We start from the raw sequence: 22,961 nt of genomic DNA, 5'->3' as shown, positions 1-22,961 counted from the left end.
CCTGACCGGTCCCTGACCGGCCCCTGACCGGGTCCGAGGGGTACGGGGCGCGCTTCCGGCGCGCGCCGCCGCCACCCCGGCCGGACCGGTCCGTGCTCCTCGCGCCCCCGTGGTGCCGTGCACACCCTGACATGCGGTAATGTTCTTCCTGCGCCCGGGCGATTAGCTCAGTGGGAGAGCGCTTCGTTCACACCGAAGAGGTCACTGGTTCGAACCCAGTATCGCCCACCCGGGACGGCGGCCCGTCTGCGATCACGCAGGCGGGCCGCCGTCGTCTGCGCCCGCACCCGCCTCGCGTCCCCGCCCGCACCGCGCCGCGGCGGTGGCCTCCGCCGGTCCCGTCCCGGTCTGCCGCCCGTCCCGGCTTTCGCCGGTCTCGGCCGGCCGCCCTCCCGGTCGGGCGGGTGTGGCGCGGGATGCGCGCGGGGAACCCCGGCCCGGCGGTCGGCCGGTGACGGTCCGTTACCTCAGAGGGAGTCAGGGAGCGCGCCGAGAGAGCCGCGCGGAGCCGGTGCGGCTCCATTGCCGCCTCCGAGAAGAAGTATCCGAAGACCGGTGAAGACGGACTTTCGGGACCGTCTCTTTTCCCGCCGGAAGTGCCCGCACGAACCGCCCGCGGAAATCCCCGGCGGTTACCGCGCGGTTTTCCAATACCCCGTCACTTTTCCTCGCCGCGTTCGCCGCGTTACGGGGGTGCGGCGAGGAAGAGACCGTGCGGCGCGGCAGCGGCGGCGGGGCAGACTGAGGCCCATGGACTGGACCCACTACCGCTTCCGCAGCCTGTGGCCCCTGCCCGCGCCGCCCGCCGCCGTGTACGGCGCGCTGGAGCGGATCGAGGACTACCCCCGGTGGTGGCGCCAGGTGCGGGAGGTCCGGCGGACCGACGCGACCACCGGCGTCGTCCGGATCCGCTCCCTCCTTCCGTACGACATGACGTTCACCGCCCGCGAGGTGCGCCGCGATCCGGCGGCCGGGGTCCTGGAAGTGGCGATGAGCGGGGACATCGACGGCTGGGCGCGCTGGACCCTGACCGCTCGGGGCGCGGGCACCCTGGCCCGCTACGACCAGGTCGTCGACGTGAACAAGCCGCTGCTGCGCCGCCTCGCCGTGCCGGGCAGGCCGGTCTTCCGGCTCAACCACCGCCTCATGATGCGCTCCGGACGGCGCGGCCTGGCCGCGCGCCTCGGAGCGGTTTGAAGGAAGGCCACGGCGCCCTGTATTGTTCAGTGCGTTCCCGGGCGATTAGCTCAGTGGGAGAGCGCTTCGTTCACACCGAAGAGGTCACTGGTTCGAACCCAGTATCGCCCACCGGGAAAGGCCGGTCCGCATCGTCGGACCGGCCTTCTTCATGTCACCGCGGGCGACTGCGGCGGCGGTGCTTCTTCATGCCGCCGCGGGAAGCTGGGGCCGCAGCGGCCAGGACGGGTCCACCGTCTCCTCCGCGCCGGTGCGCGCGAACCACGCCTGCAGCCCGCGCGCCTGGGCCGCGTGCCAGCCGGTCTGCAGGGTGTGCAGCTCGGTGGGGGACAGGCGCTCCAGACGGGCCGCGAAGCGGCGGCCGAGCGCCCGGACCACCTCCATCGCGGCCAGCGCGTCCGCCGCCGCGTCGTGCGCGTCCGCCAGCGTGACCTCGTAGTGCGCGCACAGATCGGTGAGGGTGCGCCGGCCCTTGCGATACCGGTCGAGGTGCTTGTCCAGCACCCGCGGATCCAGCACGCACAGCGGCGACGCCTCCAGCCGGCGGCCCAGCGAGGAGGCGCGGTGCCGCCGCAACTCCCGGTCCAGCAGCGTCAGATCGAACGGCGCGTTCATCACCACGAGCGGGCGGCCCAGGGCGGCCTGTTCCGCCAGCTCCTCGGCTATCTCGTGCATCACCGGGGCCGGCCAGCGCCCGTTGCGGTGCAGATGGTCCTCCGTCAGCCCGTGCACCGCCGTCGCGGCCTCGGGCACCGGCACCCCGGGATTCACCAGCCAGCGCCTGGTGCGCGGACGGGCGCCCGGCGCGTCCTGGACGACGACGGCGGCCGACACGATGCGGTCGGTCTCGACGTCGACGCCCGTGGTCTCCGTGTCGAAGGCGGCCAGCGGCCCCTCGTACCAGCAGCACGTCATGTCGACCACAACTCCTCGCTCCACCAAGGCGGCTGACGTGCCGTCCGCCGCCCGATCCGGTGATACCCGGGCCGTTTGCGCCGTACGCCGGAAGGAGACAACAGGAGTACGGGTCTTTGCAGTTCACGGCCCGCTCCGGGGACCGGGGCCGCGCGCCCCGCCGGTCCGCCCGGCACGTCCCGCAGGTCGTTCGGCGCGCGCTCGGCGATCCACCCGGCGATCGCTCCGTAATCCCCTCGGTCCGGAAGGCTGTCGGTCATGGTGATGGCGCAGCCCGAGCGGGGCGGGCTGCTGCCCGACCGCGCGGGCAGCAGGCGCGGCACACTCGCCACCACCGCCTGCATGGAGACACTGCAGGTGGGATATCTGCACGCGGTCGCCGCCGCGGCGGGCTGCTCGCTGTCGCAGCCCTTCCCGGACAACGGCATCGACTGGCACGTCAGCCACAGCGCCCCCGGTCACACCGTCGACGACGAGGTGACCATCAAGGTGCAGCTGAAGTGCACCTACCAGATCCCGCCCCACCCGCCGGGCCCGTACTTCTCCTTCACGCTGGACAACGCCCACCTGGCGAAGCTCGCCCGCACCCCGGTCTCGGTCCACAAGATCCTGGTCGTGATGATCGTGCCGCGCTCCCAGGACCAGTGGCTGCGCGCCGGACACGACCGGCTCGATCTGAGGCACTGCTGCTACTGGGTCAACCTCGCCGGCCACCCCGTCACCGGCCGGCACCGGACCACCGTGCGCATACCGACCTCGCGCATCTTCGACGACCGGGCCCTGTGCGAGATCATGACGCGGGTCGGGACGGGAGGCAGACCGTGACGCACCGCCCCCTCGACGAGCCGCGGCGCCCGGCGCCGCCGCACCCCGTCGGCACCCCCCTGGACCGCACCCCCCGCCCCGCCGACGTCGACCCGGCCGTGCTCGCCGCCCTGCTGCACCGGCACGGCTGGCAGCGCCGCGGCGGCGCCGCCGGGCACTACGGCCGCTGGACCCCGCCCGGGCCCGGCGGCGCCACGAGCCTGCTGGTGCCCGTCAGCCGTGCCTTCCCCGACAGCGACGACCTGCTCGGCGAGGCGCTGGACGCCCTGGCCCGCTGCCGGACGCCGTCCGCACACGCCGTGCTGGCCGCCCTCGCCGTACCCAGCGACGAGATCCACTGGTGGCGGGACGTGCCCGGCGGGCCCGCGGGGACCGCGCCCTGGACCGTCGAGGAGCGGCTGCGCTCCGCCGCCCGGCAGACCCTGCTCGCCGCCGCGCTCGCCACCCGCGCGCGGACCGGCTACCACGGCGCACGGCACCGCCGCCCGGCCGCCGCCTGCCTCGGCCACGTCCTGGTCGGCTCCGCGGCCGGCGGCGCCGGCCTCACCGCGCTCGTGCCGGTCGACCCCGCCCGGCCGCTCGCCGTACGGCTCCACCAGGCGGTCTACGCCGTCCGCGAGGCCATCGACTACCGGCGGGCCACCGGCGCCATGGACGCCTTCGACGGCGCGGTGCGGGCCGGTGCCAGCCGCGAGCTGACCGAGGCGCTGGTCGCGCTGGTGCGCGGCACCGAGGGCGCGCGGATCGCGGTCGACTGGGCACCGGCCGCCGGTGTCCCGGCGGACTGCGCCGCCGCAGAGGCCGTCGAGTTCTCGCCGGGCGACCTGCCCGTCCTGCGCGACGCGGGGGCCCGCTACCTGCGCGCCGAGCCGTCCGTGCCCGTGCGCGTCACCGGCGCGGTGGTCAGGATGCGCAGGACCCAGCCGCACGGCGAGGGAACCGTGCGGCTGCGGGTGCTCTCCGGGGCCGAGGTGCCCTACGTCCGCGTGACCCTGGACGAGGAGGACTACCGCACCGCCGGGCACGCCCACCTCGTGGGCCTGCCGGTGCGGGTGCTCGGACGGCTGGAGAGCAGGGGCGGCTTCCGCCGGATCACCGGCGCGTGCGAGGTCGTCCCCGTGCGGGTGGACGACGAGGAGCGGGACCGGCTGATGAAGTCGCTGGAGGAGGAACCGAAGGACACCGACTTCTTCGGGGCGCCGGACGCCGGGCCGGAGCGTGGCCCGGACGACTGAGAAAGAACCGTTTCGCGGAGGGCACCCCTGTCTCGGTACCATCCCAGTGCGCGCGCTCCCGGTATGGCGCCGCACCCCACCTGCAGTCAGGAGAGACCGGTGTCAGACGTCCGTGTGATCATCCAACGCGATTCCGAGCGGGAAGAGCGCACGGTGACGACGGGCACCACGGCCGCTGACCTCTTCGCCGGCGAGCGCTCCGTCATCGCCGCGCGCGTGGGCGGCGAGCTGAAGGACCTGGCGTACGAGGTCCGGGACGGCGAGACCGTCGAGGGCGTGGAGATCTCCTCCGAGGACGGCCTGAACATCCTGCGCCACTCCACCGCGCACGTCATGGCCCAGGCCGTGCAGGAGATCTTCCCCGAGGCCAAGCTGGGCATCGGCCCGCCGGTGCGGGACGGCTTCTACTACGACTTCGACGTCGAGCGGCCGTTCACGCCCGAGGATCTCAAGGCCATCGAGAAGAAGATGCAGGAGATCCAGAAGCGCGGCCAGAAGTTCTCCCGCCGCGTCGTCACCGACGAGGCCGCCCGCGAGGAACTGGCCGACGAGCCGTACAAGCTGGAGCTGATCGGCCTCAAGGGCTCCGCCTCGCACGACGACGGCGCGGACGTCGAGGTCGGCGCCGGTGAGCTGACGATCTACGACAACCTGGACGCCAAGACCGGCGAGCTGTGCTGGAAGGACCTCTGCCGCGGTCCCCACCTGCCCTCCACCCGGCTGATCCCGGCGTTCAAGCTGATGCGCAACGCCGCCGCCTACTGGCGCGGCAGCGAGAAGAACCCGATGCTCCAGCGCATCTACGGCACCGCCTGGCCGTCCAAGGACGAGCTGAAGCAGTACCTCGACTTCCTCGCCGAGGCCGAGAAGCGCGACCACCGCAAACTGGGCAACGAGCTGGACCTGTTCTCCATCTCCGACCAGATCGGCTCCGGTCTCGCCGTCTTCCACCCCAAGGGCGGCACCGTCCGCCGGGTCATGGAGGACTACTCGCGCCGCCGTCACGAGGAGGAGGGCTACGAGTTCGTCTACACCCCGCACGCGACCAAGGGGAAGCTCTTCGAGACCTCGGGCCACCTGGACTGGTACGCCGACGGCATGTACCCGCCCATGCAGCTCGACGAGGGCGTGGACTACTACCTGAAGCCCATGAACTGCCCGATGCACAACCTGATCTTCGACGCGCGCGGCCGGTCCTACCGCGAACTGCCGCTGCGCCTGTTCGAGTTCGGGACCGTGTACCGGTACGAGAAGTCGGGCGTGGTGCACGGCCTGACCCGCTCGCGCGGCTTCACCCAGGACGACGCGCACATCTACTGCACGCGTGAGCAGATGGCCGAGGAGCTCGACAAGACCCTCACCTTCGTGCTCAACCTGCTGCGCGACTACGGTCTGAGCGACTTCTACCTGGAGCTGTCCACCAAGGACCCGGAGAAGTTCGTCGGTTCGGACGAGGTCTGGGAGGAGGCCACCGAGACCCTGCGCCAGGTCGGCGAGAAGCAGGGACTCGAACTGGTCCCGGACCCGGGCGGCGCCGCCTTCTACGGCCCGAAGATCTCCGTCCAGGTCAAGGACGCGATCGGCCGGACCTGGCAGATGTCGACGGTCCAGCTCGACTTCAACCTGCCCGAGCGGTTCAACCTGGAGTACACGGCCGCCGACGGCTCCAAGCAGCGCCCGGTCATGATCCACCGCGCGCTCTTCGGCTCCATCGAGCGCTTCTTCGCCGTGCTCCTGGAGCACTACGCGGGCGCGTTCCCGGCCTGGCTGGCGCCGGTGCAGGCGCTCGGCATCCCGATCGGCGACGGGCACGTGGAGTACCTGGAGAAGTTCGCCGCCGCGGCGAAGAAGAAGGGTCTGCGGGTCGAGGTCGACTCGTCCTCCGACCGCATGCAGAAGAAGATCCGCAACGCCCAGAAGCAGAAGGTGCCCTTCATGGTCATCGCGGGCGACGAGGACATGGCGAACAACGCCGTCTCCTTCCGCTACCGCGACGGCTCCCAGGAGAACGGCATCCCCTTCGAGGACGCCATCGCGAAGATCGTGAAGGTCGTCGAGGAGCGGGCGCAGGTCTGATCCGGCACCGGTGACCGGGCGTCCGTGACCGCACCTCTGCGAACCGGCCCCGGCACCTGCGGACCGGCCCGCGAAGGCCCCCGGGAAGCTCAGCTCCCCGGGGGCCTTCGCTCCTCGCCCGGCTGCGCGGGGCGCTGCGTCGGCCCGGACGAGAACGCCCCGGTCGCCGCGCCCGGCAGCGCCGGCCCGCAGCCCATCAGGACGACCGCCACCAGCCGGCCGGCCGATGTCACCGGCGTCACGTCCCCGTGGCCGACGGCGGCAGGCGTGGAGCACGTCCCCCACACCGACTCGCCGAACGTGCGGATCGTGGCGCGCGGGGCACGGTGCTCCGGGCCGTACACGGTCAGGGATCCGGCCAGGCCGGGCAGCAGTGCCGACAGACCGGCGTACAGCATCACCCGCGCCTGCAACGGGCACCGCGTGCGCCCGCGCCGACGCCGCACGGCGTCGTAGACCCGCAGGATCCGCACCGGCCGCAGCAGCGGCAGCGGGACGGCCAGCGTGTCCGGCCGGCGCCGGCGCACGAAGCGCACGCCCTGGCTGCTCAGCCGCCGGTGCACCCCGTGGCCGACGGCGAAGACGGCCCAGCTCGCGGCCGGCACCGCCCGGCAGCCGTCGGCCGGTGCCCTGGGCAGGCTCTTGCCGGGGACCAGCACCGCGTACGGGGAGGCCACCGCGAGCGGGGCGTCCACCCGCCGCTCGCGGCGGGTCACCGGGCCGTCGCCGTCCACCGGCCGAGCCTGGCCGCACATCCTGTTCCGGGCGCCCCGCCGACACGCCGTGAACCGCCGAAGCCATATGCTGCCTTGCATGACGAGTGAGCCGGAGCAGCAGATCGGAGTGGGGACGCAGGACGCGTTCCAGCGTCTGTGGACGCCCCACCGGATGGCCTACATCCAGGGCGAGAACAAGCCGACCGGTCCAGGGGCGAAGGACGGCTGCCCCTTCTGCGCCATCCCGGCCAAGTCCGACGAGGACGGGCTGATCGTCCGACGCGGCGAGCAGGTGTACGCGGTGCTCAACCTGTACCCGTACAACGGCGGCCACCTGATGACCGTGCCCTACCGGCACGTCGCCGACTACACCGACCTCACTGAGGCGGAGACCGCCGAGCTGGGGGAGCTGACCAAGCAGGCCATGCGGGCGCTGCGGGCCGCCTCGGGCGCCCACGGCTTCAACATCGGCATGAACCAGGGCTCGGTGGCGGGCGCGGGCATCGCCGCCCACCTCCACCAGCACATCGTGCCCCGCTGGGGCGGCGACACGAACTTCATGCCGGTGGTCGGCCACACCCGTGTCCTGCCGCAGCTGCTCGCCGACACCCGCAAGATGCTCGCGGAGGCCTGGCCGGCGTAGCCGCCGGCCCCGGCTCCGCGGCCTCCCCGGCCCGCCTACGCGTCGTACAGGTCGGCCTTCTTGGGCGACACGTCCTGGACGGCGCCGCTGAGCACCGAGGAGCGGTTGCCGAACTTCTCCACGTCCACGCCGTTGTCCCGCAGGACCTTCAGCGCCGCCGCGTGGACCACCCGGAGCACGGGAGTGGCGGCGCGCAGGGCGTCGTCGGCCATGAAGCGGTGGCGCCAGGGCTGGTCGGCCCAGGCGTGCCGCAGGCCGAACGGCTCGGGGAGGACCAGGCTGCCGCCGAGCCAGTTCAGCAGCGGCGGGTACCAGGTCAGGGGGGCGCGGGCGGCGAGCCGTACCACCTCGTCGGTGTCCACCAGGGGCAGCTTCACCTTGCGGGTCTCCCAGAACCGGAGCGCCTTCTGCACCTCCTTCTCCTTGGCGGCGGGCTTGCCGTTGAAGAGCGGGTTGACCGGGCCGAGGGCGTGGCCGGTGACCTCGATGCGCAGGGTGTTGTGCAGCACCGTGACGGTGATCATCATGGTGATCACCAGGTGGCCGTCCCACAGGGTCCACTGCACACCGAGGTAGTGGCGGTCGCCGCTGCCGAACTGCTGCTTGTTGCAGATGTCCTGCACGGCGTGGCTGCGCACGGTGTACGCGTCGACGTCCGCGCCGCCGGGCCGGGCGACCTCCTTGGCGTTCTCCCCGATCGGCGTGACGATCCAGTGCGTGATCGTCGGCTTGGGGAAGCCGCCGGTGTTGATGGACGTGCGCTCCAGCATGCCCAGGCCGCCCTGGATGGCGGTGATCACGTCCCAGCTGCGGAACGGGTGGAACTCCTTGCCGGGGTCGGCCGACACCAGATCCTCGGCCAGCTGCCAGCTGCCCCAGCGGGTGCCCATGCCGAGGATGCCCTTGGGACCGGCGTAGAAGACGGAGTTGGAGCGCTGCTCGGCGCTGAGCCGGGCGAGTTCCTTGCGGACCTGCTCGGCGGCGTCCCCCGGGTTGCCGGGGACCGCCTCGGGGATCTTCGCGCCGACCCCGCCGCCGGAGAGCAGGCCCTCCCAGCGCTCCCGCAGGTCCCGCGCGGTGCGCTCACAGATCCGCTTGGCCCAGAACCAGCCGACGACCGGCATGACCACGGCCGCGCGCGCGTACCACGCCCAGAAGCCGTGGAACGGCATCTTGACCAGGAAGAGCACGGCGAGCGCGCCCACGGCGACCAGCAGGGTGGTGGCGAGCATCCCGGCGCGCTTGTCCTCCCGCCTGCTCATCGTGGTGCGCAGCACGAACACCAGCAGCCACACCAGGAAGCCGGGCAGGAACAGCAGCCCGCACAGCACCGTCACCGCCGAGAGCCAGTTGTCGCGCTCGCGGCGGATGCGGTGGGCCGCCAGGCAGTGCTCCACGACGACCTGGGGTTCCAGACCGAAGGACTGGATCAGCGGCTTGCGCCCGGCGCCCAGCATGCGGTCGATCACCGCACGGGAGAACGCCTCGCCCAGACGCGGGCGGAGGATCCTCGCCCACGGGCGGGGCGGCTTGACCGTGGACTGGTGCCACTCGTTGTCGGCTTCCTTGATCTTGTCCACTTCGTCGTCACGGTAGGCGGCGGCGGCCAGCGCGAACGTCGCCGCCGTCTGCCCCGCCGCACCCGACAGGGGAATCTGAGCCCCTGGACTGAAATCGAATCCGTCCGTCACCGCCGCCCCCACTGCCGCCGCCTCTGCACCTGCGGCCTTCCCGACTTCCCGGCCCCGCACACCTGTTGATCAGGTCATCAGCGTATCGGCACCCGCCGGCACGCGGAGGTGGACGGCCGAAGCCGCCCACCTGTTCGCAGCGAAACGTCCCGTACGCCCTCACGGCGCCGCTCCGTTGTGCGCCCGGCGCATCGACTAAGAGGCCTCGCGCTCCTGTTGGCGCAGCCGGTCGGCGACCTGCGGCGGCATCGGTTCGTGCCGCGCGTAGCGGCGGTCGAAGCGGGCGGTGCCGTGCGACAGGGACCGCAGGTCGATCGCGTACCGGCCGATCTCGATCTCGGGCACCTCGGCCCGCACCAGCGTGCGCCCGCCGGTGACCTGCTCGGTGCCCAGCACCCGGCCGCGCCGCCCCGACAGGTCGCTCATCACGGCGCCCACGTAGTCGTCGCCGACCAGGACGCTCACCTCGGCGACCGGTTCGAGCAGATGGATCTTCGCGTCGGCCGCCGCCTCCCGCAGCGCCAGCGCGCCCGCCGTCTGGAACGCGGCGTCGGAGGAGTCCACCGAGTGCGCCTTGCCGTCCAGCAGCGTGACCCGGACGTCGATCAGCGGGTGGCCGGCCGCCACCCCCTTGGCCGCCTGCGCCCGTACGCCCTTCTCCACGGACGGGATGAACTGGCGCGGGACGGCCCCGCCGACGACCTTGTCCACGAACTCGATGCCCGAGCCGCCCGGCAGCGGCTCCACCTCGATCTCGCAGATCGCGTACTGTCCGTGCCCGCCGGACTGCTTGACGTGCCGGCCCCGGCCGGCGGCCCGGGTCGCGAAGGTCTCCCGCAGGGAGACGCGGTGCGGGACGACGTCGACCTGGACGCCGTAGCGGCTGCGCAGCCGCTCCAGGGCGACGTCCGCGTGGGCCTCGCCCAGGCACCACAGCACCACCTGGTGGGTGTCCTGGTTCTGTTCCAGGCGCATCGTCGGGTCCTCGGCGACCAGCCGGGCCAGGCCCTGGGAGAGCTTGTCCTCGTCCGCCTTGCTGTGCGCCTGGATGGCGAGCGGCAGCAGCGGGTCGGGCATCTCCCAGGGGGCCATCAGCAGCGGGTCGTCCTTGGCGGAGAGCGTGTCGCCGGTCTCGGCCCGGGTCAGCTTGGCCACGGAGACCAGATCGCCGGCGACCGCGTGCGTCACCGGTCGCTGCTGCTTGCCGAACGGCGTCGCCAGGGCGCCGATCCGCTCGTCCACGTCGTGGTCCTCGTGGCCGCGGTCGGTCAGCCCGTGCCCGGAGACGTGCACCGTCTCGTCGGGGCGCAGGGTGCCGGAGAAGACGCGCACCAGGGAGACCCGGCCGACGTACGGGTCGGAGGAGGTCTTCACGACCTCCGCGACCAGCGGGCCGTCCGGGGCGCACGGAAGCGGCTCGCGCGGGCGGCCGTCGACCGTGGTCACCGCGGGCGCCTCGCGCTCCAGGGGAGTCGGGAAGCCGCGGACGATCAGCTCCAGCAGTTCCACCGTGCCGATGCCCTGCCGGGCGCCCTCGGCGGCGGGCGCGGCGGCCAGGACGGGGAAGAAGACCCCGCGCGCGACGGCCCGTTCGAGATCCTTGATCAGGGTCTCCACGTCGACCCGTTCCCCGCCGAGGTAGCGGTCCATGAGGGTCTCGTCCTCGCTCTCGGAGATGATCCCCTCGATGAGCCGGCCGCGCGCCTCGTCCATCCGCGGCAGCTCGTCCTCGCCCGGCTCGGACTCCTTGCGCTCCCCGGTCGAGTAGTCGAACAGCTTCTGCGTCAGCAGCCCGACCAGGCCGGTGACCGGCGCGTGTCCGTCGGGGCCCTCGGGGCCGTGCAGCGGCAGGTACAGGGGCAGCACCGCGTCGGGGTCGTCCGCGCCGAACGCCTCGGCGCACACCCGGGTCATCTCCTCGAAGTCCGCGCGGGCGGCATCCAGGTGGGTGATCACGATGGCCCGCGGCATGCCCACGGCCGCGCACTCCTCCCACACCATGCGGGTCGAGCCGTCCACGCCGTCGGAGGCCGAGACGACGAAGAGCGCCGCGTCCGCGGCCCGCAGGCCGGCCCGCAGCTCCCCGACGAAGTCCGCGTAGCCGGGTGTGTCCAGCAGGTTGATCTTGATGCCGTCCCATTCGACGGGCACCAGGGAGAGCTGCACCGAACGCTGCTGCCGGTGCTCGATGTCGTCGTAGTCCGAGACACAGCCGCCGTCCTCGACGCGGCCGGCCCGGTTCACCGCTCCCGCGGTCAGCGCGAGAGCTTCCACCAGGGTCGTCTTGCCCGCTCCGGAGTGGCCGACCAGCACCACGTTCCGTAGGGACGCGGGCCGGTCGGCCGCCATCGCCCTGCCGGCGGCTCCGGGATGTGTGTGCGCCTTGTCGCCCATGGTCCTGCCTCCCGTGCACGGTGAGGTCACTGTGGGCGCGGACACGCGGCACCGCGTCACCGGCGGCTCCTGCGACGCCCGCGGTCATTCGAGCTTTGCACTCCCGTCATGCCGCGTCCATACGAAGGACCCGATCCCGCCTCCCGCGAGTGCCCGGCAGCCGCCCGGCGGGGGCCCTCGGGTGCCCGGACGCCGCCCACGCGCGCGCGTGGCTACGATGGGCCAGCCGGTGGCCAGCAGGGGCCGCCCGGCGACAGCGACCCTCGGGAAGGCCATGCTGAACAAGTACGCGCGTGCATTCTTCACGCGTGTCCTCACACCGTTCGCCGCGTTTCTCATCCGCCGGGGCGTGAGCCCCGACACGGTCACGCTCCTGGGCACCGCCGGGGTGATCGCGGGCGCGCTGGTCTTCTACCCCCGGGGCGAGTTCTTCTGGGGCACGGTCGTGATCACGCTCTTCGTCTTCTCCGACCTCGTCGACGGCAACATGGCCCGCCAGCTCGGCCGCTCCAGCCGCTGGGGCGCCTTCCTGGACTCCACCCTGGACCGGGTGGCCGACGGCGCCATCTTCGGCGGCTTCGCCCTCTGGTACGCCGGGCAGGGCGACGACAACACGCTGTGCGCGGTGTCGATCTTCTGCCTGGCCAGCGGCCAGGTGGTGTCGTACACCAAGGCGCGCGGCGAGTCGATCGGGCTGCCGGTCGCCGTCAACGGCCTGGTCGAGCGCGCCGAGCGGCTGGTGATCTCCCTGGTCGCGGCCGGTTTCGCGGGCCTGCACAAGTTCGGCGTGCCCGGCATCCAGTACCTGCTGCCGGTCGCGCTGTGGATCGTCGCGGCAGGCAGCCTGGTCACCCTGGTGCAGCGCGTCGTCACCGTGCGCCGCGAGTCGGCGGAGGCGGACGCCGAGGCCGCCCGGCAGGAGAACCAGGGGAGCGGGGCGTCGGCATGAGCGCCCGCGAGCGGCTCACCGATTCCCTGTACGGCCTGGGCTGGAGCACCGTCAAGAAGCTCCCCGAACCCGCCGCCGTCCGGCTCGGCCGCGGCATCGCCGACCTCGCCTGGAGGCGGCGCGGCAAGGGCGTCCTGCGGCTGGAGGCCAACTACGCGCGCGTGGTGCCCGACGCGTCCCCCGAGCGGCTCGCGGAGCTGTCCCGTGCGGGCATGCGCTCCTACCTGCGCTACTGGATGGAGTCCTTCCGGCTGCCCGCCTGGAGCCCGCAGCGGGTGCGCGGCGGCTTCGCCCCCAAGGACGTGCACCACCTGACCGACGGCCTCGCCTCCGGACGGGGTGTCGTCCTCGCGCTGCCGCACCTGGCCAACTGGGACCTGGCGGGCGCCTGGGTCACCACCGAGCTGAACACGCCCTTCACCACCGTCGCCGAGCGCCTCAAGCCCGAGACGCTCTACGACCGCTTCGTCGCCTACCGCGAGGGCCTCGGCATGGAGGTCCTGCCGCACAGCGGCGGCTCCGCCTTCGGCACGCTCGCCCGGCGGCTGCGCGAGGGCGGCCTGGTCTGCCTCGTCGCCGACCGCGACCTGTCCTCCTCCGGCGTCGAGGTCGAGTTCTTCGGCGAGACGGCCCGCATGCCCGCGGGACCCGCCCTGCTCGCCCAGCAGACCGGGGCCCTGCTGCTGCCCGTCACCCTCTGGTACGACGACTCACCCGTCATGAAGGGCCGCGTCCATCCCCCGATCGAGGTACCCGGGACAGGCACCCGGCCCGAGAAGACGTCCGTCATGACACAGGCGCTGGCCGATGCCTTCGCCTCGGGGATCGCCGAGCATCCGGAGGACTGGCACATGCTGCAGCGCCTGTGGCTCGCTGACCTGGAGCCCCGCCGTGCCCAGACGCGCGGGGAGGCGGCGTGAGGATCGGCATCGTCTGCCCGTACTCCTGGGACGTCCCCGGGGGCGTGCAGTTCCACATCCGCGACCTCGCCGAGTACTTCGTCCGCCTGGGCCACGAGGTGTCCGTCCTCGCCCCCGCCGACGACGACACCCCGCTGCCGCCCTACGTCGTCTCGGCAGGCCGCGCGGTCCCGGTGCCGTACAACGGGTCGGTGGCCCGGCTGAACTTCGGCTTCCTCTCGGCGGCCCGGGTACGGCGCTGGCTGCACGAGGGCCGTTTCGACGTGATCCACATCCACGAACCGACCTCGCCGTCCCTGGGCCTGCTGACCTGCTGGGCGGCGCAGGGACCGATCGTGGCGACGTTCCACACCTCCAACCCGCGCTCCAGGGCGATGGTCGCCGCGTACGCCATCCTCCAGGCCGCCCTGGAGAAGATCAGCGCCCGGATCGCGGTGAGCGAGTACGCGCGGCGCACCCTCGTCGAACACCTGGGCGGGGACGCCGTCGTCATCCCCAACGGCGTCGACGTCGACTTCTTCGCACGCGCCGAACCCCGGCCCGAGTGGCAGGGGGAGACGGTCGGCTTCATGGGCCGCATCGACGAGCCCCGCAAGGGCCTGCCCGTGCTGATGCGCGCCCTGCCGAAGATTTTCGCCGCCCGCCCGGGGGCCCGGCTGCTGGTGGCCGGCCGGGGTGACGAGGAGGAGGCCGTGGCGAGCCTGCCGCGCGAGCTGCACGCGCGCGTGCAGTTCCTCGGCGTGATCAGCGACGAGGACAAGGCGCGGTTCCTGCGCAGCGTCGACCTCTACGTGGCACCCAACACCGGCGGGGAGAGCTTCGGCATCATCCTCGTGGAGGCGATGTCCGCCGGTGCCCCGGTGCTCGCCTCCGACCTCGACGCCTTCGCGCAGGTCCTCGACCAGGGCAAGGCCGGCGAGCTGTTCGCCAACGAGGACGCGGACGCCCTGGCCGAGGCGGCCGTGCGCCTGCTGGCGGATCCGGCCCGCCGGTCCGGACTCCGTGAGCGCGGCAGGGCCCACGTGCGCCGCTTCGACTGGTCCACGGTCGGTGCGGACATCCTCTCCGTCTACGAGACGGTCACCGCCGGTGCCGCGGCGGTGGCCGCCGACGACCGCGCCACGGGCCTGCGCGCCCGCCTGGGACTGGCCCGGGACTGACCGGGCCCCGGCCGGGGCGGGAGCCGGCCCGGCCGGGGGCCACCGGGCGCGGGGGAGCGCAGGGGCAGCGGCGGCGTGCCGGCTGCGGGCGTCGGCTCCCGGCCCTCCCGGTAGCCTTGCCGCCCGTGACCGCAACGCTCATCTGGATCCTTGTCGCGCTCGTCGTCGTCGGGCTGTACCTGAGCTGGACGGCGGGGCGGCTGGACCGGCTGCACGCCCGGATCGACGCCGCCCGGGCCGCGCTCGACGCCCAGTTGCTGCGCCGCGCCTCCGTCGCCCAGGAACTGGCCACCTCCGGAGTGCTCGACCCGGCCGCCTCGATCGTGCTCTACGAGGCCGCGCACGCCGCCCGGCAGTCCGAGGAGGAGCACCGAGAGGTCGCCGAGAGCGAGCTGAGCCAGGCGCTGCGGGCGGTGTTCGCCGAGACGCAGCAGGTGGAGGCGGTCCGGGCGGTGCCCGGCGGCGAGGCGGCGGCGCGCGAGCTGGCCGAGGCGGTGCGCCGGGTCCCGATGGCCCGCCGCTTCCACAACGACGCCGTGGGCGCGGCCCGCAGACTGCGCGAGCACCGCAAGGTGCGCTGGTTCCGCCTCGCCGGGCACGCCCCGTTCCCGCTGGCCTTCGAGATGGACGACGAACCGCCGCAGGCACTGGTGGAACGCGTCGCCTAGCGGACCGGCCGCCCGGCGCGCCCGCCCGGTCCGCCCGCCCGGCCCGCCGCCGAAGGGGAGCGGTGAAAAGGATCCACCCGCTCACCATTGGCCCTTGCCGTGGACTGGTCCACTCGCGTTACCTCTGGGGTGCATCAACCCCCTCTTTCCACCCGAGTGAGGTCACCCGTGTCCACCACGATTCCCGATTCCGCCCAGACTCCCGAGACCGGCACCGCCCGCGTCAAGCGCGGCATGGCCGAGCAGCTCAAGGGCGGCGTGATCATGGACGTCGTCACGCCGGAGCAGGCGAAGGTCGCCGAGGACGCGGGCGCCGTCGCCGTCATGGCCCTGGAGCGGGTCCCGGCCGACATCCGCAAGGACGGCGGCGTGGCCCGCATGTCCGACCCGGACATGATCGAGGGCATCATCGAGGCCGTCTCCATCCCGGTCATGGCCAAGTCCCGCATCGGCCACTTCGTCGAGGCGCAGGTCCTGCAGTCGCTCGGCGTGGACTACATCGACGAGTCCGAGGTCCTGACCCCGGCCGACGAGGTCAACCACTCCGACAAGTGGGCCTTCACCACTCCCTTCGTCTGCGGTGCCACCAACCTGGGCGAAGCCCTGCGCCGCATCGCCGAGGGTGCCGCGATGATCCGCTCCAAGGGCGAGGCCGGCACGGGCAACGTCGTCGAGGCGGTGCGCCACCTGCGTCAGATCAAGGGCGAGATCGCCAAGCTGCGCGGCTGCGACAACAACGAGCTGTACGCCGCCGCCAAGGAGCTGCGCGCCCCCTACGAGCTGGTCAAGGAGGTCGCCGAGCTGGGCAAGCTCCCGGTCGTGCTGTTCTCCGCCGGCGGTGTGGCCACCCCGGCCGACGCCGCGCTCATGCGCCAGCTCGGCGCCGAGGGCGTCTTCGTCGGCTCCGGCATCTTCAAGTCCGGCGACCCGGCCAAGCGTGCCGCCGCCATCGTGAAGGCCACCACCTTCTACGACGACCCGAAGATCATCGCGGACGCGTCCCGCAACCTGGGCGAGGCCATGGTCGGCATCAACTGCGACACCCTCCCCGAGGCCGAGCGCTACGCCAACCGCGGCTGGTGACCACCCCGTGAGCAGCGCAGCCCCTGTCATCGGCGTCCTGGCCCTCCAGGGCGACGTGCGGGAGCACCTCATCGCCCTGGCCGCGGCCGACGCCGTGGCCAGGCCGGTCAGGCGCCCCGAAGAACTCGCCGAGGTCGACGGCCTGGTCCTGCCCGGCGGCGAGTCCACCACCATCTCCAAGCTGGCCGTCCTCTTCGGCGTGATGGAGCCCCTGCGCGCGCGTGTGCGCGCCGGCATGCCGGTCTACGGGACCTGCGCGGGCATGATCATGCTGGCCGACAAGATCCTCGACCCGCGCTCGGGCCAGGAGACCGTCGGCGGCATCGACATGATCGTGCGCCGCAACGCATTCGGACGGCAGAACGAATCCTTCGAGGCCGCCGTGGACGTCCGGGGCGTGGAGGGCGATCCTGTGGAGGGCGTCTTCATCCGTGCCCCCTGGGTCGAGTCCGTCGGCGCCGGGGCCGAGGTGCTCGCCGAGCATGGCGGCCACATCGTGGCGGTCCGCCAGGGCAACGCGCTGGCCACGTCGTTCCACCCGGAGCTGACGGGCGACCACCGCGTGCACGCCCTGTTCGTCGACATGGTGCGCGCGATGCGGGCGGCGGAGTCCTTGTAGGATCTCCGGGGGTACCTCCCGGCTGCTTCAGGCCCGGGGGCGTTCGTACAGGATGGGTTTACGCGAAGGAGACAGGCAGATGTCCGGCCACTCTAAATGGGCCACGACGAAGCACAAGAAGGCCGTCATCGATGCCAAGCGCGGCAAGCTCTTCGCGAAGCTGATCAAGAACATCGAGGTCGCCGCGCGCATGGGCGGAGTCGACCTGGACGGCAACCCGACGCTCTACGACGCCGTGCAGAAGGCCAAGAAGCAGTCGGTCCCGAACAAGAACATCGACTCCGCGATCAAGCGCGGTGGCGGTCTCGAGGCCGGCGGCGCCGACTACGAGACGATCATGTACGAGGGCTACGGGCCGAACGGTGTCGCGGTGCTCATCGAGTGCCTCACCGACAACCGCAACCGCGCCGCCTCCGACGTCCGCGTCGCCATGACCCGCAACGGCGGCTCCATGGCCGACCCGGGCTCGGTGTCGTACCTGTTCAACCGCAAGGGCGTCGTGATCGTCCCCAAGGGCGAGCTGACCGAGGACGACGTCCTCGCGGCCGTCCTGGACGCGGGCGCCGAGGAGGTCAACGACCTCGGCGAGACCTTCGAGGTCCTCAGCGAGGCCACCGACCTGGTCGCGGTCCGCACCGCCCTCCAGGACGCAGGCATCGACTACGACTCCGCCGACGCCAACTTCGTCCCGACCATGCAGGTCGAGCTGGACGAGGAGGGCGCCAAGAAGATCTTCAAGCTGATCGACGCGCTCGAGGACAGCGACGACGTGCAGAACGTCTTCGCCAACTTCGACGTCAGCGACGAGGTCATGGAGAAGGTCGACGCCTGACACCCCGCACGCACGGCGGTCCCGGCGGGCCGGAGGGACACGTCCCCCGGCCCGCCGCCGTTGTCAGTGGCACCCGATAGCCTGCGCGGACAGGAGATCGAAGGGAAAGATCGCGTGCGCGTACTGGGGGTGGACCCGGGGCTGACCCGCTGCGGGGTCGGTGTCGTGGAGGGCGTCGCGGGCCGGCCGCTGACCATGGTCGGTGTCGGGGTCGTCCGCACACCCGCGGACGCCGACCTCGGCCACCGCCTGGTCGCCGTCGAACAGGGCATCGAGCAGTGGCTCGACGAGCACCGCCCCGAGTACGTGGCGGTGGAGCGCGTCTTCAGCCAGCACAACGTGCGTACGGTCATGGGCACCGCCCAGGCCAGTGCCGTCGCCATCCTGTGCGCCTCGCGCCGCGGCATCCCGGTCGCCCTGCACACCCCCAGCGAGGTCAAGGCCGCCGTCACCGGCAGCGGACGGGCCGACAAGGCCCAGGTGGGTGCCATGGTCACCCGCCTGCTGCGGCTCGCCGCGCCCCCCAGGCCCGCCGACGCCGCGGACGCGCTCGCACTCGCCATCTGCCACATCTGGCGCGCCCCCGCGCAGAACCGGCTCCAGCGGGCCGTCGCCCTGCACACCGCCGCGGCACCGGGGTCGGCCGCGTCCCCGGCCACCCGGTCCCCGGCGGCACCCCCGTCCCGGAGGACAGCCCCGCATCCGAAAGGCAGCACGGCATGATCGCCTTCGTCAGCGGCACGGTCGCCGCCCTCGCCCCCGACGCCGCGGTGATCGAGGTCGGCGGCGTCGGGATGGCCGTCCAGTGCACCCCGAACACCCTGTCCGCGCTGCGCACCGGACAGCCCGCCAGGCTGCACACCTCCCTCGTGGTGCGCGAGGACTCACTGACCCTGTACGGCTTCGCGGACGACGACGAGCGCCAGGTCTTCGAACTGCTCCAGACCGCCAGCGGCGTCGGCCCCCGCCTCGCCCAGGCCATGCTCGCCGTGCACACGCCCGACGCCCTGCGCCGCGCCGTCGCCACCGGCGACGAGAAGGCCCTCACCGCCGTCCCCGGCATCGGCAAGAAGGGCGCCCAGAAGCTGCTCCTCGAACTGAAGGACCGCCTCGGCGCACCCGTCGGCGCCCCCGCGGTCGGCGCACCCGTCACCCAGGGCTGGCGCGACCAGCTGCACGCCGCGCTGATCGGCCTCGGCTACGCCACCCGGGAGGCCGACGAGGCCGTCACCGCCGTGGCCCCGCAGGCCGAGGCCGCAGGCGGCACCCCCCAGGTGGGCGCCCTGCTCAAGGCCGCCCTGCAGACCCTGAACCGAGCCCGCTGACCCCGACCGTCGTAAGGCACACCACATGAACTGGGACGACACGGACGACACCGCCGCCGAGCGGCTGGTGGGCTCCGCGGCCGACCGCGAGGACCAGGCCGTCGAGGCCGCCCTGCGCCCCAAGGACCTCGGCGAGTTCATCGGCCAGGAGAAGGTCCGCGAGCAGCTCGACCTGGTGCTGCGCGCCGCCCGCGCGCGCGGCGCCACCGCCGACCACGTCCTGCTCTCCGGCGCCCCCGGCCTCGGCAAGACCACCCTGTCGATGATCATCGCGGCCGAGATGGGCGCCCCCATCCGCATCACCTCGGGCCCCGCCATCCAGCACGCGGGCGACCTCGCCGCCATCCTGTCCTCGCTCCAGGAGGGCGAGGTCCTCTTCCTCGACGAGATCCACCGCATGTCCCGGCCCGCCGAGGAGATGCTGTACATGGCGATGGAGGACTTCCGCGTCGACGTCATCGTCGGCAAGGGCCCCGGCGCCACGGCCATCCCGCTGGAGCTGCCGCCGTTCACCCTGGTCGGCGCCACCACCCGCGCGGGACTGCTGCCGCCTCCGCTGCGCGACCGCTTCGGCTTCACCGCCCACATGGAGTTCTACGAGCCCGCCGAGCTGGAACGCGTCGTGCACCGATCGGCGAGCCTGCTCGACGTGGAGATCGGGACCGAGGGCGCCGCCGAGATCGCCGGCCGCTCCCGCGGCACCCCCCGCATCGCCAACCGCCTGCTGCGCCGCGTACGGGACTACGCGCAGGTCAAGGCCGACGGCGTCATCACCCGTGAGATCGCCGCGGCGGCCCTCGCCGTCTACGAGGTCGACCCCCGGGGCCTGGACCGGCTGGACCGGGCGGTCCTGCAGGCGCTGCTGAAGCTGTTCGGCGGCGGCCCCGTCGGCCTGTCGACGCTGGCGGTCGCGGTGGGGGAGGAGCGCGAGACCGTCGAGGAGGTCGCCGAGCCCTTCCTCGTCCGCGAGGGCCTGCTCGCCCGCACCCCGCGCGGCCGGGTGGCCACCCCCGCGGCATGGGCGCACCTCGGCCTCACCCCGCCCGGCGCGCCGGGCGGGGGAAACGGACAACAGGACCTGTTCGGGGCGTGACGGCGATCCATTGGCCCGGGGAGGAACCCAGGTGCCATGCTGAGCGTTGTTCCCTGCGCGCGGACTCCCTTAGACTCCGCCGATGCCGCCCTTGCAGGCAGCATGCACACCCCCAACCATCAGGCCGCTCCCCATCGCGGTCGTGTGAAGGAAGTTCCGACCCGTGAGTCTCGTGACCCTCCTCCCGTTCATCGTGCTCATCGGGGCCATGTTCCTGATGACCCGGTCGGCCAAGCGCAAGCAGCAGCAGGCCGCCACCATGCGGAACCAGATGCAGCCCGGTAGCGGAGTCCGCACCATCGGCGGCATGTACGCGACGGTCAAGGAGGTCAACGACGACACGGTCCTCCTCGACGCCGGACCGGGCGTGGAGCTGCTCTTCGCCAAGAACGCGATCGCGACCGTCCTGTCCGACGACGAGTACAACCGCATCGTCCACGGCATCGAACACGACCTGAAGTCCGACGCCGACATCGTCCCCGACGACGCCTCCTCCCTCACCGAGACCGACGAGCCCGCCGCCGACGCTTCCGCCGCCTCCGACGACAAGCCCATCGACCTCGGCAAGAAGGACGCGGCCGAGGCGGAGGAGCCCGCCGACGCCCCCACCGAGGCGAAGACGGACGCAGAGCCGAAGAAGACCGACGGCGACTCCGAGGCGAAGTAGTCACCACCCAGGGCGCGCGGTACCGCCCGCGCGCCCTGGGACGTGTTCACTTCGCGCGGGATCCCGACACCATGTCATGGCCGCCGACCGGGCCCACCCGGCGCGGAGCGGCCCGAGAGGGAGTACGAGAAGGTGGCAGCACCTAAGAAGGGCCGGAGCGCGAGCGCCCAGAGCAAGCCATGGCGCTCGCTGGCCCTCATCCTGATCGCCATCGTGGCGCTCACCGGAGGCATGTTCGCCTCGGGGCACACCACCCCGCGCCTCGGCATCGACCTGGCCGGCGGTACGAGCATCACCCTGCGGGCGGTCCCCGAGCGCGGTCAGGAATCCGCGATCAACAAGACCAACATGGACACCGCGGTCGACATCATGAACCGCCGTGTCAACGGTCTCGGTGTCTCGGAGGCCGAGGTCCAGACCCAGGGCGATCGCAACATCATCGTCAACATCCCCAAGGGCACGAACTCCAAGCAGGCCCGCGAGCAGGTCGGCACCACCGCGAAGCTGTACTTCCGTCCGGTGCTCGCCACCGAGGTCTCCGGCGCGGCCCCTCCGGCCAGCCCGACGCCGACCCCCTCCTCCAGCGCCTCCGGCAAGGCCGGTGACAAGGCCGGTGACAAGGCCACGGACAAGACCGGCGGCAAGGACAAGGCCACCTCCGGCTCCGCCAGCCCGTCCTCGACCGCGTCCCAGCAGGGCCGCGCCGTCACCGACGGCCTGAAGGCCGACGCCACCCCGTCCACCGGGGCCACGGGCAGCGCGGACCCGAAGAAGTCCTCCACCCCGAAGGGCTCCGCCTCCCCTTCGGCGAGCGGCGGCACCTCCGGCGACGCCAACGCCAAGCTCCAGGCCCAGTACGCCGCCCTCGACTGCTCCAAGGACTCGGCCCGAGCCACCGCCGGCAAGGGCGTCAAGCCCACCGAGCCGACCGTCGCCTGCGGCAAGGACTCGCAGGGCCAGTGGGCCAAGTACCTCCTCGGCCCGGCCGCCGTGGACGGCACCGACGTCAAGAAGGCCCAGGCCGTCTTCAACACGCAGAACGCGTCGGGCTGGACCGTCACCATGGAGTTCACCTCCAAGGGCGCCAAGAAGTTCGCGGACATCACCGGCCAGCTGGCCAAGAACCAGACGCCGCAGAACGAGTTCGCCATCGTCCTGGACGGCAACGTCGTCTCCAACCCGTACGTCCAGCAGGCGCTGACCGGCGGCAACGCGGAGATCTCGGGCCGCTTCACGCAGACCGAGGCCGAGGGCCTGTCCAACATGCTGTCCTACGGCGCGCTGCCGCTGACCTTCAAGGAGGACAGCGTCACCACCGTCACCGCCGCGCTCGGCGGCGACCAGCTGCACGCGGGCCTCATCGCGGGCGCCATCGGCCTCGCCCTGGTCGTCCTCTACCTGCTGATCTTCTACCGTGGCCTGTCGGTCATCGCGATCCCCTCGCTGCTGGTCTCCGCGATCCTCACCTACGTGATCATGGCGCTGCTCGGCCCGGCCATCGGCTTCGCGCTGAACCTCCCGGCCGTCTGCGGTGCCATCGTCGCGATCGGCATCACGGCGGACTCGTTCATCGTGTTCTTCGAACGCATCCGGGACGAGATCCGCGAGGGCCGCTCGCTGCGGCCCGCCGTGGAGCGCGCCTGGCCGCGCGCCCGCCGCACCATCCTCGTCTCCGACTTCGTGTCCTTCCTCGCGGCCGCGGTGCTCTTCATCGTCACCGTCGGCAAGGTGCAGGGCTTCGCGTTCACCCTCGGGCTCACCACCCTGCTCGACGTGGTCGTCGTGTTCCTGTTCACCAAGCCGCTCATGACGATCCTCGCCCGCAGGAAGTTCTTCGCGAACGGCCACAAGTGGTCCGGCCTCGACCCCAAGGCCCTGGGTGCGAAGGCGCCGCTGCGCCGCACACGCCGCCCCAACCGTCCCACCGGCCCCGTCGACCCGAAGGAGGCGTGA

21 protein-coding genes and 2 tRNA genes are annotated in these 22,961 nt (G+C 72.5%); 19 read left to right on the top strand and 4 right to left on the bottom strand.

Annotated features, from left to right (window positions below; all coding sequences use genetic code 11):
* Window positions 1-156 precede the first annotated feature (156 nt).
* From IG64_RS24960 to IG64_RS24950, 3 genes are all read left to right on the top strand, one after another.
* Window positions 157-228 (top strand) — tRNA-Val (locus IG64_RS24960).
* Window positions 229-750: 522 nt separating this feature from the next.
* Complete coding sequence (locus IG64_RS24955) at window positions 751-1,197, top strand: SRPBCC family protein (RefSeq protein ID WP_037860077.1); 447 nt, start codon at window positions 751-753, stop codon at window positions 1,195-1,197.
* Window positions 1,198-1,236: 39 nt separating this feature from the next.
* Window positions 1,237-1,308, top strand: a tRNA-Val gene (locus IG64_RS24950).
* A gap of 75 nt (window positions 1,309-1,383) precedes the next feature.
* Here IG64_RS24950 and IG64_RS24945 read toward each other — a convergent pair.
* The gene (locus tag IG64_RS24945) at window positions 1,384-2,112 is read right to left on the bottom strand and encodes a 3'-5' exonuclease (protein WP_037860251.1); all 729 of its coding nucleotides are present in this window, start codon (window positions 2,110-2,112) and stop codon (window positions 1,384-1,386) included.
* 258 nt (window positions 2,113-2,370) lie between these two features.
* On the opposite strand from IG64_RS24945, the gene IG64_RS24940 reads away from it, so the two are divergent.
* From IG64_RS24940 to thrS, 3 genes are all read left to right on the top strand, one after another.
* A complete protein-coding gene (locus IG64_RS24940; RefSeq protein WP_037860076.1) occupies window positions 2,371-2,937 on the top strand; it encodes a DUF4365 domain-containing protein in 567 nt (188 codons plus the stop codon).
* Complete coding sequence (locus tag IG64_RS24935) at window positions 2,934-4,172, top strand: hypothetical protein (RefSeq protein ID WP_037860073.1); 1,239 nt, start codon at window positions 2,934-2,936, stop codon at window positions 4,170-4,172. The genes IG64_RS24940 and IG64_RS24935 overlap by 4 nt, the downstream gene beginning before the upstream one ends.
* Before the next feature lie 99 nt (window positions 4,173-4,271).
* A complete protein-coding gene (gene thrS, locus IG64_RS24930; RefSeq protein ID WP_037860070.1) occupies window positions 4,272-6,248 on the top strand; it encodes a threonine--tRNA ligase in 1,977 nt (658 codons plus the stop codon).
* Window positions 6,249-6,337: 89 nt separating this feature from the next.
* On the opposite strand, the gene IG64_RS24925 is transcribed toward thrS, so the two are convergent.
* Window positions 6,338-6,982: a potassium channel family protein gene (locus IG64_RS24925; RefSeq protein WP_037860068.1), complete on the bottom strand. Its 645-nt coding sequence runs from the start codon at window positions 6,980-6,982 to the stop codon at window positions 6,338-6,340.
* Window positions 6,983-7,049: 67 nt separating this feature from the next.
* Between IG64_RS24925 and IG64_RS24920 the strand changes: the two genes are divergently transcribed.
* Complete coding sequence (locus IG64_RS24920) at window positions 7,050-7,607, top strand: HIT family protein (protein WP_037860066.1); 558 nt, start codon at window positions 7,050-7,052, stop codon at window positions 7,605-7,607.
* A 35-nt stretch (window positions 7,608-7,642) separates the two neighbouring features.
* Here IG64_RS24920 and IG64_RS24915 read toward each other — a convergent pair whose 3' ends face one another.
* Together IG64_RS24915 and IG64_RS24910 are read right to left on the bottom strand one after the other, a co-directional pair.
* Window positions 7,643-9,298 carry a hypothetical protein gene (locus tag IG64_RS24915; protein WP_037860246.1) on the bottom strand — a complete coding sequence of 552 codons (1,656 nt, stop codon included), beginning with the start codon at window positions 9,296-9,298 and terminating at the stop codon, window positions 7,643-7,645.
* A 195-nt stretch (window positions 9,299-9,493) separates the two neighbouring features.
* Entirely contained in the window at window positions 9,494-11,692 is a 2,199-nt protein-coding gene (locus IG64_RS24910; RefSeq protein ID WP_037860062.1) for an elongation factor G-like protein EF-G2, read from the bottom strand.
* A gap of 217 nt (window positions 11,693-11,909) precedes the next feature.
* On the opposite strand from IG64_RS24910, the gene pgsA reads away from it, so the two are divergent.
* The 12 genes from pgsA to secD all read left to right on the top strand — a co-directional run bounded on the left by pgsA (window position 11,910) and on the right by secD (window position 22,961).
* Complete coding sequence (gene pgsA, locus IG64_RS24905) at window positions 11,910-12,641, top strand: phosphatidylinositol phosphate synthase (protein WP_037860059.1); 732 nt, start codon at window positions 11,910-11,912, stop codon at window positions 12,639-12,641.
* On the top strand, window positions 12,638-13,561 hold the full coding sequence (locus tag IG64_RS24900) for a phosphatidylinositol mannoside acyltransferase (protein ID WP_037860056.1): 924 nt from the start codon (window positions 12,638-12,640) through the stop codon (window positions 13,559-13,561). Before pgsA ends, IG64_RS24900 begins: the two co-directional genes overlap by 4 nt.
* Complete coding sequence (locus tag IG64_RS24895; protein ID WP_037860055.1) at window positions 13,558-14,721, top strand: glycosyltransferase family 4 protein; 1,164 nt, start codon at window positions 13,558-13,560, stop codon at window positions 14,719-14,721. The genes IG64_RS24900 and IG64_RS24895 overlap by 4 nt, the downstream gene beginning before the upstream one ends.
* Window positions 14,722-14,846: 125 nt before the next feature.
* On the top strand, window positions 14,847-15,389 hold the full coding sequence (locus IG64_RS24890) for a membrane protein (RefSeq protein WP_037860053.1): 543 nt from the start codon (window positions 14,847-14,849) through the stop codon (window positions 15,387-15,389).
* A 234-nt stretch (window positions 15,390-15,623) separates the two neighbouring features.
* Entirely contained in the window at window positions 15,624-16,472 is an 849-nt protein-coding gene (gene pdxS, locus IG64_RS24885; protein ID WP_234438606.1) for a pyridoxal 5'-phosphate synthase lyase subunit PdxS, read from the top strand.
* A 7-nt stretch (window positions 16,473-16,479) separates the two neighbouring features.
* Window positions 16,480-17,091 carry a pyridoxal 5'-phosphate synthase glutaminase subunit PdxT gene (gene pdxT / locus IG64_RS24880; protein ID WP_037860048.1) on the top strand — a complete coding sequence of 204 codons (612 nt, stop codon included), beginning with the start codon at window positions 16,480-16,482 and terminating at the stop codon, window positions 17,089-17,091.
* A 79-nt stretch (window positions 17,092-17,170) separates the two neighbouring features.
* Complete coding sequence (locus IG64_RS24875) at window positions 17,171-17,923, top strand: YebC/PmpR family DNA-binding transcriptional regulator (protein WP_037860046.1); 753 nt, start codon at window positions 17,171-17,173, stop codon at window positions 17,921-17,923.
* A gap of 114 nt (window positions 17,924-18,037) precedes the next feature.
* Entirely contained in the window at window positions 18,038-18,646 is a 609-nt protein-coding gene (gene ruvC, locus IG64_RS24870) for a crossover junction endodeoxyribonuclease RuvC (protein ID WP_051813310.1), read from the top strand.
* Window positions 18,643-19,248: a Holliday junction branch migration protein RuvA gene (gene ruvA, locus IG64_RS24865; protein WP_037860044.1), complete on the top strand. Its 606-nt coding sequence runs from the start codon at window positions 18,643-18,645 to the stop codon at window positions 19,246-19,248. The genes ruvC and ruvA overlap by 4 nt, the downstream gene beginning before the upstream one ends.
* Before the next feature lie 25 nt (window positions 19,249-19,273).
* Complete coding sequence (gene ruvB / locus IG64_RS24860; protein WP_037860041.1) at window positions 19,274-20,341, top strand: Holliday junction branch migration DNA helicase RuvB; 1,068 nt, start codon at window positions 19,274-19,276, stop codon at window positions 20,339-20,341.
* Between the two features lie 163 nt (window positions 20,342-20,504).
* The gene (yajC, locus tag IG64_RS24855; RefSeq protein WP_037860039.1) at window positions 20,505-21,008 is read left to right on the top strand and encodes a preprotein translocase subunit YajC; all 504 of its coding nucleotides are present in this window, start codon (window positions 20,505-20,507) and stop codon (window positions 21,006-21,008) included.
* Window positions 21,009-21,140: 132 nt separating this feature from the next.
* Window positions 21,141-22,961 (top strand): protein translocase subunit SecD, encoded by a 1,821-nt coding sequence (gene secD / locus IG64_RS24850; RefSeq protein ID WP_037860038.1) that lies wholly within the window; start codon window positions 21,141-21,143, stop codon window positions 22,959-22,961.

The sequence above is a fragment of the Streptomyces sp. NRRL S-340 genome (assembly GCF_000720185.1).
GTDB lineage: Bacteria > Actinomycetota > Actinomycetes > Streptomycetales > Streptomycetaceae > Streptomyces.
The sequence above is the reverse complement of the archived record's forward strand: the minus strand, read 5'-3'. Positions and strand labels throughout refer to the sequence as shown.